We start from the raw sequence: 15,980 nt of genomic DNA on the forward strand, positions 1-15,980 counted from the left end.
CACCGGCGCCAGATGCAGCACATCGAGCAAACGCCGGACGCCAACGCAACCGGTCTCTTCGTCATGGGACAGCGCCAGTTGCAGTGGCCGGCTCAGCGAATGGTCGGCAGCGTCGAGCATGGCGTCGATGGCCAACGCGATAAACCCCTTCATGTCGCAGCTGCCGCGCCCGTAAATCCGTCCCTCCTGCAGCGTCGCCTGAAACGCCGGAACGGTCCAGGCCTGCCCCGCTGCCGGGACCACGTCGGTGTGCCCGGACAGCAGAATCCCCGGCAACTCCTTAGGGCCGGTGCTGGCAAACAGGTTGGCCTTCTTGCCGGTGGAGTCCTTGACGATCAGCGACTCGATGCCCTTGCTCAGCAACAAGTCGCGTACGTACTCGATCAAGGCCATATTCGACTCCGAAGATACGGTATCGAAGGCCATCAGGCGTTTGAGAATATCCAGTACACGGGGTTTCATGAGGCCTTGCTCCGTTGCTCGGCTGAAAGGGCGAACCGGCGAATGGAGAACGGCTCAATCGAAGTGCGGGTGCTGCCGGTGCTGATCAGTTCAGCCATCACGTCACCGACGCCCGGGCCAAGCTGAAAGCCGTGACCGCAGAAGCCGAACGCGTAGAACAACCCGTCGACCGTGCCGCTGCGGCCCATCACCGGCAGGGAATCGGGCATGTAACCTTCGATGCCGCTCCAGACGCGGATGATGTTCAGGTTGCCGACACCCGGCAGCAGGCGCCGCATCTGCTGGATCTGGTTGAGGATGCTGCGCGGCTCGACCTGGGCCCGACGGTTCAGCATGTCCGGCTTGCTGCGGTAGCCACCGCCGATGACGATGTTGCCGCGCGGGATCTGCCGGAAGTAAATCACTTCCTCGGGAATTTTCGTGTACACGCCGATCACCGTTGGCAAGGCRTACGGCACCGGCTCGGTCACCGCCATTTGCGGGCCGTGAGTGTCCAGCGGCACCGGTTCGCCGAACTGCGCCGACAGCTTCTGGCCCCAGGCACCGGCGGTAATCAGCAACTGTTCGGCGCTGAACTGGCGACCATCGGTGGTGGTGACGGTGAACTCACCGCCAACCTTTTGCACTTCGGCGACTTCGGTCTGCTCTTCGATCCGCGCACCGAGACGCCGTGCGGCGCGGGCAAACGCCGGGGCTGCCAGACGCGGGTTGGCGTGGCCGTCGTGGGGCGCGTAGGAGCCGCCCTTCACGTCCGGACCAAGAAACGGAAAACGCTGGTGCAGTTCGGCGCCGCGATAGATTTTCAGGTCCAGTTGCGCCGCTTCGGGAGCGGCGGCGTAGGCCTCCAGTTCGGCGATTTCGTCTTCGCGGTAGCACACGCGCATGTGCCCGCTGGCGATGAATTCGAGGTCGTCGTCGATCAGTTCCGGCAGGCGTTTCCACAATGCCCAGGAACGGTTGGCCAACTCCAGCTGCCCGAGGAATCGTCCCTGGCGCCGGACGTTGCCGAAGTTCACGCCGCTGGCGTACTGACCACCCGGCTGAACGCCTTGGCCCGATTGACTTCGCAGGCGCCCTTTTCGCTGACGGTGCGCCGCAATTCGCCAGCGCTGATCATCTCGCAGCGGCAGACAATGGCCGAGTCGGGCAAGGCCTTGGCTTGTTCGGCAGGCCAGGGAAACGCCTGGGCCAGGCCAAGACGAAACTGGTCCATCAGCGCCAGGGCGCGGCGTTGTTCGTCGCGTAACCCGGCGTCCACCGGCTGGTGCAGATCCTCCAGCAGCGCCATCGCCACCAGACGCCCGGCATGTTCGGCGGCGTCCGCCCCACGAATTTTCGAACCATCGCCGGCGGCATACACACCATTCACCGAGGTCCGGCCATCTTCATCGGTGGCCAGCCACCATTGACTGGACGCCTCATCGAAGCGCAAACGGCAACCGGCCAGATCCGCCAGTTGGGTTTCCGGGCGCAGGTGATAACCCAGCGCCACGGCATCGCATTCCACGGTCAACGTCTTGCCTTCGGCGGTCCGCACCCGCACACCACTGACACCGCGCTGGGCATCGCCCAGCACTTGCAACGGAGAAATCCCCAAGTGCACCGGAATCTTCGCCYGGTACAGCTGCGCCAACAGTTTCATCCCGGCGAACAGCAGTCCGGGGCGCGCCAGCAGTTTCGGCAAGGCGCCGATGCGCTTGCTCAGCGGCGAAGTGTCGAGCACCGCCGCCACGTTGGCACCGGCCTTGAGGTATTGACTGGCGACCAGATACAGCAACGGCCCGCTGCCCATGAACACCACGCGATGACCAATCGACACCGCTTGGGATTTGAGCGCGATCTGCGCGCCGCCGAGGCTGTAGGTGCCCGCCAGTTGCCAGCCTTCGATCGGCATCAAGCGGTCGGTGGCGCCGGTGCAGAGGATCAGCGCGTCGTAATCAACCGTCGAGTGTTTGCCCTGGCTGACGCAGCACAGTTGCCCCGGTGTGAGGTTCCACACCAGCGTGTCCGGGCGGTAGTCGATCAACCCGCGCAAGCGGTCGAAGCTTTGGTGCAAGTCTTTGGCCTTGGCCGCTTCGGCGCCGTAGAGCGTGGTGTAATCGCGGGTAAAACCTTGCGGTTGGCGACGGTAGATCTGCCCGCCATCGCGACGATTTTCATCGATCAGGATCGGCTTGCAGCCCGCCGCCAGCAAGGTTTCGGCGCAGCGAATGCCGGCCGGCCCGGYGCCGACGATAACGACTCGATGAGTGCTCAGCCGTGCAGTGGCCATATCGCCTCCGGTTGTGTGGTGATGATATCCAACCCTTCACGGACTTCGTTGGAACAGGCACGCAGCCGTTCGCCGCTGCGGGTCCAGACCCAGCAATCCTGACAGGCGCCCATCAGGCAAAAACCGGCCCGCCGGCCCGAGTCGAACTCCGACTGGCGCAGCGCCGAACCCTGGGTCAGCAACGCGACCATCAGCGTGTCGCCCTGCAACGCCTCRATGGGYGWRCCGTCCACCGTCARYTTGACGGTCGGCCGGCCCTGCTCGGCCAGCCTCACAAAACGCCCYTTCATRCATARGCTCCCTGAATCATGCTGTTCAAATCCTGCTGGGTTTTCAGCAGCTCGGCACTGTCGTGGTGACAAAGGATTTCACTGCCGCCGACAAGCGTCCGGCGGTTTGGCGCGGTGCGATTGCACAAACCGTCGACCCGTACCGGGCAGCGATTGAGAAACGTGCACAGCTCCGGCACGTTGGCCTTGGCACCGATCGGCGGCAGCGTGCCGCAGGTGGTGCCGCAGTTCTCCAGCCAGCCCTGACGCAACTCCGGCACCGAATGAATCAACAGGTCGGTGTAAGGATGGAAAGGCGCTTGGGCAAACGACTGCCGACTGCCCTCCTGAACCTTGTAGCCGCTGTACATCACCACGATGTCGTCGCACAGCGCACGCACGGTGGAGATGTCGTGGCTGATGAACAGGTACGACACCCCCAGCTCCTGACGCAGGTCGCGCAGCAGTTCAAGAATCGCCGCGCCGACCACCGTATCCAGCGCCGAAGTCACTTCATCGCACAGAATCAGGTCCGGCTTGGCCGCCAGTGCCCGGGCCAGGTTGACCCGTTGCTTTTGCCCGCCGGAGAGTTCATTCGGCCGACGCTCGGCCAGGCTCCGCGGCAAGCGCACCAGGTCCAGGAGCTCGCCGATACGCTCGCGCAATGCGGCGCCCYTGAGGCCGAAATACATCTTCAGCGGCCGGCTCAGAATGGTGCTGATGCTGTGCATCGGGTTGAGCGCGGTGTCGGCGTTCTGGAAGACCATTTGAATGCGCCGGAACTGTTCGTCGGTACGCTCGGACAGGCTGCCGCCCAGTGGCTGACCATCAAAGGTCAGGCCACCTAACGCCGGCGTCAGCAACCCGGCCACCACCCGCGCCAGGGTCGACTTGCCGGAACCCGATTCACCGATCACGCCGATGGCCTGGCCCCTGCGCACCGTCAGGTCGATGTCTTCCAGCACGCGGATCGACGGCATGCCTTGGGTGTTTTTGTTGCCATAGCCGGCGGTCAAACCTTTGATGGTCAGCAGTGGCTGATCTTCGGCCACACCGCAGGGCGGACGGATCGTCGTATCCGGGCGCGCCGCCGCCAGCAGGCTACGGGTGTATTCATGGGCCGGGCCTTTGAGCAAAGGCGCGGTGGCGCTCTGTTCGAAGATCTGACCGCCATTCAACACAACGATCTGATCGGCCATCTGCGCCACCACGGCCAGGTCGTGGGACACGTAGACTGCTGTCGCCCCACGCTCACGCACCACTCGTTTGAAGGCGCGCAGCACGTCGATTTGAGTGGTCACGTCGAGGGCAGTGGTCGGCTCGTCGAGCACCACCAGCAGCGGATCGCTGATCAGCGCCATCGCCGCCATCACCCGCTGCAGTTGCCCCCCGGACACTTGGTGCGGGTAGCGTTGGCCGATGTGTTCAGGGTCCGGCAAGGCCAGGTCGCGGAACAGCTCGATGGCTTTGGCTTCGAGCACGGTCCGGTTACCCAGGCCATGAATCAGCGCGCCCTCCACCACTTGGTCGATCAGTTTTTTCGCCGGGTTGAACGCCGCCGCAGCGCTTTGCGCGATATACGACACACGGTTCCCGCGCAGGCCTTGCAGTTCGCGTTCGCTCAACGCCAGCATGTCGTGTTCGCCGACTTGCACCACGCCGCCGGCCAACCGGCAACCACGCCGGGCGTAACCGAGCAGCGCCAGGGCGATGGTGGTCTTGCCGGAGCCCGACTCACCGATCAGCGCCAGCACTTCACCTTTTTCCAGGGAGAAGCTCACCCCCTTGACGATTTCTACTTCGCTGCGTTCGCCACAGGCGACCACGCGCAGGTCCTGGACCCGAATCAATTCACTCATCTCAATGCCCCCCCGTACGTCGACTACGTCGGGACGACAGCCTGTCGATGAACAGATTCACGCCAATGGTCAGGGTGCCGATGGCCAGTGCCGGAATCACGATGGCCGGCGCGCCCTGATTGAGGCCGCCAATGTTTTCCCGCACCAGCGACCCGAGGTCGGCATCCGGCGGTTGCACGCCGAGGCCGAGGAAACTCATGCCGCTGAGCAACAACACAATGAAACCGAAACGCAGCCCCAGATCGGTCAGCACCGGGTTGAGCATGTTCGGCAGGATTTCCACGCAGGCGATATACAGCCGGCGTTCGCCACGGGTTCGGGCCACTTGTACGTACTCCAGCGCTTCGATGTTGACCGCCATGCTGCGGGCAATGCGGAACGCGCCGGGGGTGAAACTCAGCACCGCGGTGCAGATCAGCAACGTCACCGAAGAGCCGAAGGCCGAGACCATGATCAGCGCCAGCATCTTGCTAGGGATCGAAATGAACGCGTCCATCAAGCGGCTGATGATTTCATCCAGCCATTTCGGCGAAACCACCGACAACAGTGCGCAGCTGGTGCCCAGACCGCTGGCCAGCACGGCGGCAACCAGCGCCAGGCCGACCGTGAAACGGGCACCGACGAGGATTCGGCTGAGCATGTCGCGGCCCAGGTAATCAGTGCCGAAGGGGTACGCTGCACTCAGGCTGTCGAAGACATTATCAGAGACCACTTCACCGACCGGGTGCGGCGCCAGCCACGGGCCGAAGACCGCCACCAGCAACCAGATAAAACACATCGCTGCCCCGACCAGACCCAGCCAGGATGGCCCGTTTGACACCTTGCCAACCGACAGGTCGGGGGTCACAGGCATCGATTTCACAATGAGCTTGTTCATTGGTTTCTCAGCCTTGGATTGGAAAGAATCGCGCACAGGTCGGCAATCAGCACCAACCCCAGGTACGCCGTGCAAAACAGCATGGTGCAGGCCTGGACCAGCGCCATGTCACGGTTGGTCACCGCATCGACCATCAGGCTGGCGATGCCGGGATAGTTGAAGATCGTCTCGACGATCACCACCCCGCCCAGCAGGTAGGACAGACTCAAGGCGATGGCGTTGGCAATCGGCCCGATGGCATTGGGCAAGGCATGGCGCAGGACGATCCGCACTGGGCTCACGCCTTTGAGCCGGGCCATTTCCACATACGGGCTATCGAGTTGATCGATCACCGCCGCCCGGGTCATGCGCGCCATTTGCGCAACGATCACGCAGCAGAGCGTCATCACCGGCAAGGCGTAGGTGCGCAGAAATTGCAGCGGTGAAGTGATGTCGCTGGCATAGGACAGCGCCGACAACCAGCCCAGGTTCACCGCAAAAATCAGCACCGCCAGGGTTGCCACCAAAAACTCCGGTACAGCAACCATCGCCAGGGTGACAAAGCTGAGAAAGCTGTCGACGCGCCCGCCCCGGCCCATGGCCGAACCGATGCCCAGAATCAGCGCCACCGGCACTGACACCAGCGCCGTGGCGGCCGCCAGCATCAAGGTGTTGGGCACCCGACCGGCCATCAAGTCGCTCACCGGCATGGCGTTGGAAACAGACAGGCCCATGTCGCCGCTGAGCAGGCTCATCAACCAGTGCAGGTAACGCAACACACCGGGCTGATCGAGCCCCAGTTTCAGCCGCAGTGCCGCCACCTGTTCCGGCGTGGCGAACTGCCCGAGGGCCTGTTGTGCCGCGTCCCCCGGCAGTACCGCCGTGATGGCGAAAACCACCATGGACACGATCAACAAGGTCACGATCGCGGCGCCCATACGCCGGCCGATCAACCACAGTGTGTTGCTATTCATCGCCCTGTTCTCCTGCAATGTTGCTACGGCACAAACCTCGTCGGCGCATCAAGCATCCAGCCAGACCTGCTCGGCGAACATGTAGCCCATGAAGCCGCCCAACGGGTTGCTGCCATAGCCTTTGACGCGCTGGTCGACGCCGTCGATGTTGCTGATGAACACCGGGATGCCGATACCGCAGTGGTCATGCGCCAGGGTCTGCATGTCCGCGTACATCTTGCCGCGCTTGGCGTCGTCGGTTTCCGCGCGGGCGAGCATCAGCAACTGGTCGAACTGGTCGTTCTTCCAGCCCGATTCGTTCCACGGCGCGCTCGACTGGAAGAACTGCGAAAACATCACGTCGGCGTTCGGCCGCGGGTTGATGTTGCCGAAGCTCAACGGGTGCTTCATCCAGTGGTTGGACCAGTAGCCGTCGCTAGGCAGGCGGTTGACGTCGAGCTTGAGCCCGGCCTGTTTCGCCGATTGTTGCAACAGCACGGCGATGTCCACCGAACCGGTCGCGGCAGGTGATGCCACCAGCGGCATGTTGATGCTGTCCATGCCGGCCTTCTTCAGCAGGAACTTGGCTTTCTCCGGGTCATAGACGGTCTGCGGCAGGTCAGCGTTGTAGTAGCGCGAACCGGGGGCAATCGKATGGTCGTTACCGACCACCGCAAAACCACGGAACACCGCGGATTTGATTTGCTCGCGGTCCATCAGGTACTTCATGGCCTGGGTGAATTCCGCGCTTTTGCCAGGCATCTGATCCTGACGGATGATCAAGTCGGTGTAGTTGCCCGAGGGCGCATCGACGACGCGGTGACCGGCGCTGGCCTTGATTCGCGTGGTGGAGCGCGGGTTGACCTCGTTGATCATGTGCACGTCGCCCGACAGCAGCGCGTTGACCCGCGATGGCTCGTCGGCAATGGCGATGAACTCGATCTCGTCCAGGTAAGGCAGGCCCGGTTTCCAGTAGCCGGTATTGCGCGCAGCAATCGAACGCACGCCCGGTTTGAATTCCTTGACCTTGAACGGCCCGGTACCGATGCCCTGGTTGAAGTCGGTGGTGCCTTCGGGAACGATCAGCAGGTGCGACACGGCCAGGATCGACGGCAGTTCGGCGTTCGGCGCGCTCAGGCGGATCTGTACTTCATGGGGGCCAGTGGCCTTGATCTCGGCGAACTGCTCCATAAGCGGCATGACCTTGGAACCGGTCAGCGGGTCCTTGTGTCGCGACAGCGAGAACACCACGTCGGCGGCGCTCAGGGTTTTGCCGTTGTGGAAGGTCACGTCCTTGCGCAAGGTAATGGTCCACAGCGTGGCATCGGTGTTGTCGATGCGCTCGGCCAGCTCCAGTTGCGGCACCAGGTGGCTGTCGAAACGGGTCAGGCCGTTGTAGAACATATAGTGGCGCACGTAGTCGGTGGACAGCGCACCCTTGGCCGGGTCCAGGGTATCGGCGGTGGAGCTGGACATGCCGGCGACGCGAATCCGCCCGCCCGGCTTGCCTTTGCCAGGGCTCGCGGCTTCGTCGGCGAACAGTTTGCCGGCGGCGCCGAACAGGCTGCCGGCGCCCGCTGCAGCCACCCCGGCGACACCGAGCAATTGCAACGCGTTGCGGCGCGACATGCCGCGATTGAGGCCTTCGAAGACTCTCAGGCTTTCCTGGCCGGAGATCAGTTTGGAGTCGATCTTGTTATCAGTCATATCAGTTGTACCTGTCGATAAAGAGAAGGCTCGAGTGTTCCGGTTGACCGGAACGTCCTGGAAACGCAAACGACGGTAAAGCCACAACATCAACTCAATGCAAATAGTCCTGGAACCGGTAATAAGCGCCCACCAGCGGCAGGAACCACGGCTTGCCGAAATGCCCGGGAATCGCCGGCCAGTCGAGTTCGCGCCAGGGATTGGCCTCGACCTTGCCGGCCATCACTTCGGCCATCACCTGGCCCATGTGCACCGACATCTGCACCCCATGGCCGCTGTAGCCCATGGAGTGATAAACCCCGCCGTGCTGGCCGGCACGGGGCAACCGGTCGGAGGTCATGTCCACCAGCCCGCCCCAGCAGTAATCGATCTTCACCGTGGCCAACGCCGGGAACATCTGCACCATCGCCRCACGCARCACCTTGCCGCTCTTGGCATCGGAGACGCTGTCGGACATGGCAAACCGCGCACGGCCGCCAAACAGCAGGCGGTTGTCCGGGGTCAGGCGGAAGTAGTTACCGATCATCCGGCTGGTGACATAGGCTCGCCGGCCAGGCAACAACTGGTCGATCAGGCTCTGGGGAAGGACCTCGGTGGCGATCACGAAACTGCCCACCGGCACGATCCGCCGCCGATACCAACCCAACCCGCCGTGCTGACAGGCGCCCGTCGCCAGCAGCACCTGCCCGGCGTGCAGCGAACCCTTGGCGGTGTTGACCTGATAGCCACCAGCCTGGGCTTTCCAGTCCGTCACCGGCGTGTCTTGATAGATCAACGCACCGTGCCGTGCCGCCGCTTCGGCCAGACCGACGCCGAAGCGCCCGACATGCATCTGCACACCGTTACGCTGCAGCAATCCTCCGTGGAACTGGGCCGAGTCGACTTCAGCGCGGATCTGTTCGGCGGTCAGCAACTCGACATCGGCATCGACCTCCCGGCGAATCAACTCGCAAGTCCGCGCCAGGCCCTCGTAGTGCATCGGCTTGGCGGCCAGCTTGAGCTTGCCGTTACGCTTGAGGTCGCAGGCGATCTGCTCCTGCTCCACCAGCGACACCACGCTGTGCACGGCACTCTCGTAAGCCTTGTAATAAGCCCGAGCCTTGTCCGCGCCGAGGCTGGCGCTCAGGCCGGCGTAATCCTGGGCCACGCCGGTATTGCACTGACCGCCGTTGCGACCCGAGGCTTCGCCGATCACCCTGCCGGCTTCCAGCACTGCCACGCTGGCGCCCTTCAAGGCCAGCGCCCGAGCTGCCGCCAGGCCGGTGAAACCACCCCCGACAATGGCCACGTCGACCTGCCCGGGCAACGCGCCGGTCTGAGCACCGGTGAACGCCGGTGCAGTGTCGAGCCAGTAGGATTCACTGCCCATGTCTAACCCCTTATGCTGCCGTGAAGAGTGCCGTTACGAACACGACTCAGAGACCGACCAGCGCGGCCAGCCCGCCGATGTCGGTGATCTGCCGGTACTCGTAGAAAGCGTTGGCCGGGACTTCGTGACCACGGGCGACGAAAGCCTTGTTCTTGATCTTCATGTCGTGGGCCGGCATCAGGTCGTAACGGAAGCTCGACGACACATGCAAGATGTCTTCCGGCCCGCAATTGAGGTTGTCGAGCATGAACTCGAACGCGGCCAGGCGCGGTTTGTAGGCTTGTGCCTGTTCGGCGGTAAAAACTTTGTGAAACGGTGCGCCGAGCTTGTCGACGTTGGACATGATCTGGCTGTTGCTGGCGTTGGAGAAAATCACCAGCGGGATCTTGTCGGCGATTTTCGACAGGCCGGCCGGTACGTCCGGGTGCGGACCCCAGGTCGGCACGGCGTCGTAATACAGCTGGCCTTCGTCACGGTATTCAATACCCCAACGCTTGCAGGTCCGCGCCAGCGCGGTCTTGAGGATTTCGTCATACGGCCTCCAGTCACCCATGACCTGGTCCAGGCGATAGGCCGAGAAGTCCCTGACGAACTGCTCCATCTGCTCGGGCACCACGCGATCGGCGAACAACTCGCGAGTCATCGTACCCATGTGGAAATTGGTCAGCGTACCGTAGCAGTCGAACGTAATGAATTTGGGGCGAAGAAAGCTCATTGAGTGCGGTCCTGAAGTTCGTTGAGGTCATGGCGTGACAAGCATTCGCTCCGTTCCGGGAGCCGTGATGCAACGCTGCAGCACACCGTCATTACACCACCGTGAAATCAGCAGATGGCGTTAAAAGCGACCTCTGCTCGATACAAACCACCGTTTTAGCGCCCCCCCTCAGCAGACTTTGCGGGTCGCTCCAGCCTTGGGCAAACCCCGTATTCATGCGCCCTTATGGGCCTTTATAACGCCGCAAGGCTCAAGCGCAAACGGATTGACCGCAGAACCTGCGCCAAGCAGAACGAAAACGGGCGCTTCCCTGAGGAAGCGCCCGTTTGGGTGCTGATTAAAGCGTGTTGAAGATCCGGAGGTTGTATAGGACCTGTGGGAGCGAGCCTGCTCGCGATAGCGGTCTGACGGGCGACATTGCTCAGCGCCTGCTCTTCATCATCGAACGCCTGCACCGTCAGCACCGGGCCGAAGATTTCTTCGCAGATCGCCGGGTTCTGGTGGTCCAGGCCGGTCAGCAAAGTCGGCTGGTAATAGGCGCCACCAAGACCTTCGAACAGYCCGCCACCGGTCAGCACTTCGGCGCCGGCCTGACGCGAGCGCTGGACGATGCCATCAATGCGACTGGCCTGCAGCCGGGAAATGATCGGCGACAGCGTGCTCTCGGACGACCAGGTCGGACCGGGGCGCAGCTCCTCGAAATACGCCTGCAAGTGGGCGATAAACGGTTCCATGATCGAACGCTGGATCAACAGTCGAGACCCGGACACGCACACCTGCCCGGCATTACCGGTAATGGCCATGGCCACCGTGCGAGCGGTTTTGGCGACATCCGGCACATCGGCGAAGACCAGTTGCGGGCTCTTGCCGCCGAGTTCCAGGGTGACTGGTTTCGGACCGACCAGCGCACAGGTGGACATGATGCTCGAGCCGGTCGCGGTGGAACCGGTAAAGGTCACCTTGCCCACTCGCGGATGACGGCACAAGGCATCGCCCGTAACGCGACCATCGCCCTGAATCACGTTGAAGATCCCCGCCGGCATGCCCGCCTGCAACGCCAGCTCGGCAAAGCGCAGACTCGAGAACGGCGTCAGCTCCGAAGGCTTGAGCACCACGGCATTGCCTGCAGCCAGCGCCGGCGCGACTTTCCACGAAGCCATGCTCAACGGGAAATTCCACGGCGCAATGGCAGCAATCACACCGTAAGGTTCGGCGATCTGCATGCCCAGTCGATCGGTCTGGGTGGCGGCCACATGACCGCCATGCTTGTCCGCCAGTTCGGCAAAGAACCGAATGCCCTCGGCGACGTAGGGAATATCCCAGGCGATCACATCTTTATGGGGACGGGTCGAACCCACCGCTTCCAGCGGCGCCAGGACAGCGGCGTCAGCTTCGATCAGATCGGCCCAACGGCGCATGACCCGCGCCCGCTCCCGAGGCGGGCGACTGGCCCAATCGCTGCGATTGAACGCCTGCCAGGCATCGTTGACCGCTTCATCCACCAGGTCGGCATCGGCAATCGGCAACTGGGCATAGACCTGGCCATCCGACGGCCGCACCACCTCAAGCCCCGGTTGAGCATCGCGGTATTTACCGGCAATGAAATGAGCGCTGCGCACAGCGATAAGGCGAGGATCGAAGCTATCCATGGAGCTCTCCAGAAAAGGGACGGCGAGTCGTGAACTCAGGCCTCCATCGTAGAAAAAAAGCCCAAGCATTTGCTGCCGACCTTGCCGGGCAATTAAGTAGTAAGTGTGGTCTTGTGGCCCCGGGCGTGCGGAATCTGCCGAATGTTCCAGCCCCTCTTGTCAGGTCTTCGCGCAGATGGGATACAGGCACCATCGCGCCGCACAGCCGGTTGATTGCGCACACTGTCCAACGGAGACTCGCCATGTCCGCCCCGCACCCTTCTGCTTATGTCTATCGCCCGATGACGACCGCCGACCTGCCCTCGGCCCATGCCTTGTCCGTGCAATTGAAGTGGCCCCATCGCCTGGACGACTGGGCCATGGTGTTGCGCCTCAGCGATGGCTTTGTGGCACTCGATGGCGAGCGTCTGATCGGCACCGCGTTCGCCTGCCCCCAAGGCGATTTCGCCACCATCGGCCTGGTGATCGTCAGCGACGACTATCAAGGCAAGGGCATCGGTCGCAAGTTGATGGAACAGGCACTTGATGCGTGCCAGTCACGCACCCCGGTACTCAACGCGACCCTTGCCGGTGCGCCGCTTTACGCGAGTCAGGGCTTTGTCGAGTTCGGGCGGATTCAGCAACACCAGGGCCTGGCGCAAGCCGTTGCACCTGTGCCGCTGGCCGACGGTGAAAGCTGTCGCCCGCTGCGTGAGGCCGATAAGGCCCGCGTACTGGAACTGGCCAATGCGGGCACCGGGCTGGACCGGCAAACGGTGCTCAACGATCTGTTCGATGTGGTCGAGCATTCGGCTGTCATCGAGCGCGATGGCCAAGTGCGCGCCTTCGCCCTGTTGCGCCCTTATGGCCGTGGTCGCGGCCTTGGCCCGGTGGTCGCCGAGAACATCGAACAGGCCAAACACCTGATCGCCGTATTGCTGGCCCACGTACCAGAGGCCTTCGTGCGCATCGACATTCCGGCGGACAGTGGCTTGAGCGAATGGCTGGACTCGGTCGGTCTCAAGCAGGTCGATACCGTGGCGCAAATGGCACGGGGCACACCGCCGCAAGCGGTCAACGGCGTCCGACAGTTCGCGCTCGTCACCCAGGCCATTGGCTGACAGCTGCGCGCAAAACAGCAGCTGCTCTCCAACACCCTCCACACCCCATTTGCATGGAGCGTCACCCGCATGTCTCAACCTACCGTCCTGCTGTTGGCTCGCGCTGACGGAAGCCGTGTCGCCACGTCTTTCAAGGCAACGTCCTTGAGCGTTGCCGACCCCTTCAGGGAACACCGGCAAGTCGCCTACACCGGGCCCGATGGCATCTGCGCCGGGACCGTGAACACAAGCAAATCACTCGATATCAATGACTTCCCGCACACCGAAGTGATCGTGGTCCACGCTGGCCACGTCGTGCTGCAATCCCAAGGCCAGACGCTGGAACTGGGGATCGGTGCCAGTGCGGTCATCGGTCGTGGGACCACGCTGCGAATCGAGGCGCAAGCCGATACGTGCTGGGCATTCTGCGCCGTCACCAGCCCCAGCGCTGAACCGACACCCGGGCTGACAGCGCTGGACCCGCTAGCGATGCTCTCCCCTTCGGCCGCGCCGGAACCACAAATACTGATCGGGCCTACCCCGCAGTGCCGCGCACGCAATGCCTTCGAAGACAGCACCACCGACCTGCGCGTCGGCGTCTGGGATTCGACCCCCTACGAACGCCATGGCCGGCCGCATAAACTCAACGAGCTGATGCACCTGATCGAAGGCAGCGTCACCCTGCGGGCAGCCGATGGTACAAGCCTGACAGTCAACACCGGCGACACCGTGTTCGTACCGCAAGGCGCACCGTGCGCCTGGCAAAGCACCCGGTATGTCCGCAAGTTTTACGCCGTGAAATAAGCTCCATGGCACAACGCCGGCAACCGCGCCGGCACTGAACCCACCGACCGGTCGCGAACCAACGCAGACCGGCCGACGGGGCAAGCCGCCTCGCTACAACGCGGTACTACGGCGCCTCTGGCTGATCGTAATTATCCAGCGCCCGATTCACCAACAACTCCCCCAATGAAATCATCTGCTGAATCGCCAACGCCACATGCCGGCGCGTGCCCTCCAGCTCGAACGCCAGATCGCTGGCCAGTACATTCAGCGACGCCAGGGTTTCCGAGGCGTGGGCCAGCAGGGTTTCGTTATCCAGATCGGGGATGACTGCAAAGATGTTGGAGGGACGTTTATCGGGCAGGTTGCCCTTGTCGAACGGCGGCTTGAGGTAATGATCCAGCGCCCGCTCGGCGGCGTCGTGGAGTTTTTTGGAGTCGGTGGAAGCGTAAGGGGAAGTGCTTGGGGTTTCTGCGAGATCAGGAGTGATCTTGTGCATGATGAAGCTCCTTGAAGTAAGTGGGAGCCTTGATTGGTCCAGGCCGCGACGCCCGGTCGCTGAATTGGCAGCGACACCCRGAGGTTATCCATTCACCTTCCCACCCGGCAACCTTGAAAAGCTGTCGGAGAATTCTCTTGAGCACCTGATGTTTGTAGGTATTTCCTAGGACTGAATCGATTGCTCTTGGATCGGACATCCACGCAAGCGGGTCATAGGTTCAACCGATAAGTAGACTGCACCAACCCCGAAGGAAAGCAGCGGCTTGATACCAGTTTCAAATCAATGTCCTGCTCAAGAGCCCCGAATAATGGCCTTCCCGACCCGATCAGCACAGGAACAGTGGTAATCACCATATCGGCGACTAACCCTTCGCGCAGGAATGACTGCACCAACTGCCCGCCATCGACATAGACCCGACGCACGCCTTGCCTCGCCATTTCTTCCATCAAGTCCCTGGGTTTGAGGTTGGAGAAACGCAACTTGCCCGTCAGTGCCTCGGGCACCGCCGAATCGGCCAGCTGTTCAGACAGCACCACGACGGGCCGGTCGTAGAACCATGTGTCGAAGGTCAACGCCTTCTCATAGCTTCCCCGCCCCATCACGATCACATCCTTATCGGCGATGAAGGCTGAGTAGCCATGATCTTCAGTCGGATCATCGCGCTGCAACAGCCAGTCGATGTCACCATCAGGTCGGGCGATGAAACCATCCAGGCTGGTGGCAATGAAAACATGTGCCGTGGCCATCAAAATCTCCTTTGGCCGATTTTTGAAAAATCAGCGCTTTGAACAATACTTGGGGTTTGCCTGTTGATTTGCCAACGTTCAGCCCGGCTGACTACGCGGCTGGAATGAACGTATCAGACCTGATTCTGGAGAAGCAAAATGGTCAGCAAAAACACGATTTGCCTCTGGTACGACGGCACTGCGCAGGAGGCTGCAGAGTTCTACGCCCGGACATTCCCGGACAGCGCGGTCGTCGCCGTCCATCACGCGCCTGGCGACTATCCGGCGGGTAAGCAAGGCGATGTGATAACGGTCGAGTTCACGGTGATGGGCATCCCTTGCCTCGGGTTGAACGGAGGGCCGGGGATCAAGCACAACGAGGCTTTTTCATTCCAGGTGGCGACCGACGACCAGGCCGAAACTGACCGCTTGTGGAACGCGATTGTCACAAACGGTGGCCAGGAAAGCGTATGTGGCTGGTGCAAGGACAAGTGGGGCCTGTCGTGGCAGATCACGCCCCGGGTCCTGAGCGCCGCGATAACCAACCCTGATCGAGCGGCGGCCAAGCGCGCTTTCGACGCCATGATGACAATGACCAAGATCGACGTCGCGGCAATTGAAGCGGCACTTGCGGGTTAGTCGGCTGACACTCCGGCCGCTTGATTTCAAACGAAACGCCGCATGGACCGATTCAGCGGTGATTGCCTGTGCGGCAACGTGCGATTTATGGCGCAGGTCTGCCCTACCGGGTCGTCCTTCGGCCGTTTTCTGCGTGTCACG

The 15,980-nt window shown here is 62.3% G+C and carries 15 protein-coding genes and 1 pseudogene; 3 read left to right on the forward strand and 13 right to left on the reverse strand.

From position 1 onward, the window contains the following. The 11 genes and pseudogenes from AC1DH9_RS10545 to AC1DH9_RS10595 all read right to left on the reverse strand — a co-directional run. A partial coding sequence (locus tag AC1DH9_RS10545; protein WP_477808141.1) for a M20/M25/M40 family metallo-hydrolase occupies window positions 1-462 on the reverse strand: 462 nt, incomplete at its 3' end. Beyond that, complete coding sequence (locus AC1DH9_RS10550) at window positions 459-1,532, reverse strand: NAD(P)/FAD-dependent oxidoreductase (RefSeq protein ID WP_477808151.1); 1,074 nt, start codon at window positions 1,530-1,532, stop codon at window positions 459-461. The genes AC1DH9_RS10545 and AC1DH9_RS10550, both read right to left, overlap by 4 nt. After that, window positions 1,496-2,734: pseudogene (locus AC1DH9_RS10555) on the reverse strand (FAD-dependent oxidoreductase); the annotation flags it as partial. The gene AC1DH9_RS10550 and the pseudogene AC1DH9_RS10555, both read right to left, overlap by 37 nt. Then, a complete protein-coding gene (locus AC1DH9_RS10560) occupies window positions 2,716-3,024 on the reverse strand; it encodes a (2Fe-2S)-binding protein (protein WP_477808142.1) in 309 nt (102 codons plus the stop codon). The gene AC1DH9_RS10560 and the pseudogene AC1DH9_RS10555, both read right to left, overlap by 19 nt. Then, on the reverse strand, window positions 3,021-4,862 hold the full coding sequence (locus AC1DH9_RS10565; RefSeq protein WP_477808143.1) for an ABC transporter ATP-binding protein: 1,842 nt from the start codon (window positions 4,860-4,862) through the stop codon (window positions 3,021-3,023). The genes AC1DH9_RS10560 and AC1DH9_RS10565 overlap by 4 nt, the downstream gene beginning before the upstream one ends. A 1-nt stretch (window position 4,863) precedes the next feature. Continuing rightward, the gene (locus AC1DH9_RS10570) at window positions 4,864-5,739 is read right to left on the reverse strand and encodes an ABC transporter permease (RefSeq protein ID WP_054597942.1); all 876 of its coding nucleotides are present in this window, start codon (window positions 5,737-5,739) and stop codon (window positions 4,864-4,866) included. Continuing rightward, complete coding sequence (locus tag AC1DH9_RS10575; protein ID WP_019689735.1) at window positions 5,736-6,692, reverse strand: ABC transporter permease; 957 nt, start codon at window positions 6,690-6,692, stop codon at window positions 5,736-5,738. Before AC1DH9_RS10575 ends, AC1DH9_RS10570 begins: the two co-directional genes overlap by 4 nt. A gap of 48 nt (window positions 6,693-6,740) precedes the next feature. Continuing rightward, complete coding sequence (locus AC1DH9_RS10580; protein ID WP_477808144.1) at window positions 6,741-8,378, reverse strand: ABC transporter substrate-binding protein; 1,638 nt, start codon at window positions 8,376-8,378, stop codon at window positions 6,741-6,743. A gap of 94 nt (window positions 8,379-8,472) precedes the next feature. Continuing rightward, entirely contained in the window at window positions 8,473-9,747 is a 1,275-nt protein-coding gene (locus AC1DH9_RS10585) for an NAD(P)/FAD-dependent oxidoreductase (RefSeq protein ID WP_477808145.1), read from the reverse strand. A gap of 46 nt (window positions 9,748-9,793) precedes the next feature. Continuing rightward, window positions 9,794-10,462 carry a haloacid dehalogenase type II gene (locus tag AC1DH9_RS10590; RefSeq protein ID WP_427545843.1) on the reverse strand — a complete coding sequence of 223 codons (669 nt, stop codon included), beginning with the start codon at window positions 10,460-10,462 and terminating at the stop codon, window positions 9,794-9,796. A gap of 233 nt (window positions 10,463-10,695) precedes the next feature. Further along, window positions 10,696-12,111 carry an aldehyde dehydrogenase family protein gene (locus AC1DH9_RS10595; RefSeq protein WP_477808146.1) on the reverse strand — a complete coding sequence of 472 codons (1,416 nt, stop codon included), beginning with the start codon at window positions 12,109-12,111 and terminating at the stop codon, window positions 10,696-10,698. Window positions 12,112-12,353: 242 nt separating this feature from the next. On the opposite strand from AC1DH9_RS10595, the gene AC1DH9_RS10600 reads away from it, so the two are divergent. Together AC1DH9_RS10600 and AC1DH9_RS10605 are read left to right on the forward strand one after the other, a co-directional pair. Next, window positions 12,354-13,211 carry a GNAT family N-acetyltransferase gene (locus tag AC1DH9_RS10600; protein WP_427545847.1) on the forward strand — a complete coding sequence of 286 codons (858 nt, stop codon included), beginning with the start codon at window positions 12,354-12,356 and terminating at the stop codon, window positions 13,209-13,211. A 69-nt stretch (window positions 13,212-13,280) separates the two neighbouring features. After that, window positions 13,281-13,994, forward strand: coding sequence for a cupin domain-containing protein (locus tag AC1DH9_RS10605; protein WP_427545849.1), 714 nt, complete (start codon window positions 13,281-13,283; stop codon window positions 13,992-13,994). A gap of 106 nt (window positions 13,995-14,100) precedes the next feature. Here the strand turns inward: AC1DH9_RS10605 and AC1DH9_RS10610 are convergent, their stop codons facing one another. Beyond that, window positions 14,101-14,472, reverse strand: coding sequence for a DUF6124 family protein (locus AC1DH9_RS10610; RefSeq protein ID WP_427527497.1), 372 nt, complete (start codon window positions 14,470-14,472; stop codon window positions 14,101-14,103). Between the two features lie 212 nt (window positions 14,473-14,684). Beyond that, entirely contained in the window at window positions 14,685-15,221 is a 537-nt protein-coding gene (locus AC1DH9_RS10615; RefSeq protein ID WP_427545851.1) for a dihydrofolate reductase family protein, read from the reverse strand. 138 nt (window positions 15,222-15,359) lie between these two features. Here AC1DH9_RS10615 and AC1DH9_RS10620 point away from each other — a divergent pair, with 138 nt between their 5' ends. Next, window positions 15,360-15,839, forward strand: a complete 480-nt coding sequence (locus tag AC1DH9_RS10620; protein ID WP_427545853.1) for a VOC family protein — start codon at window positions 15,360-15,362, stop codon at window positions 15,837-15,839. Window positions 15,840-15,980 lie beyond the last annotated feature (141 nt).

Source organism: Pseudomonas sp. 05T35 (genome assembly GCF_056396605.1).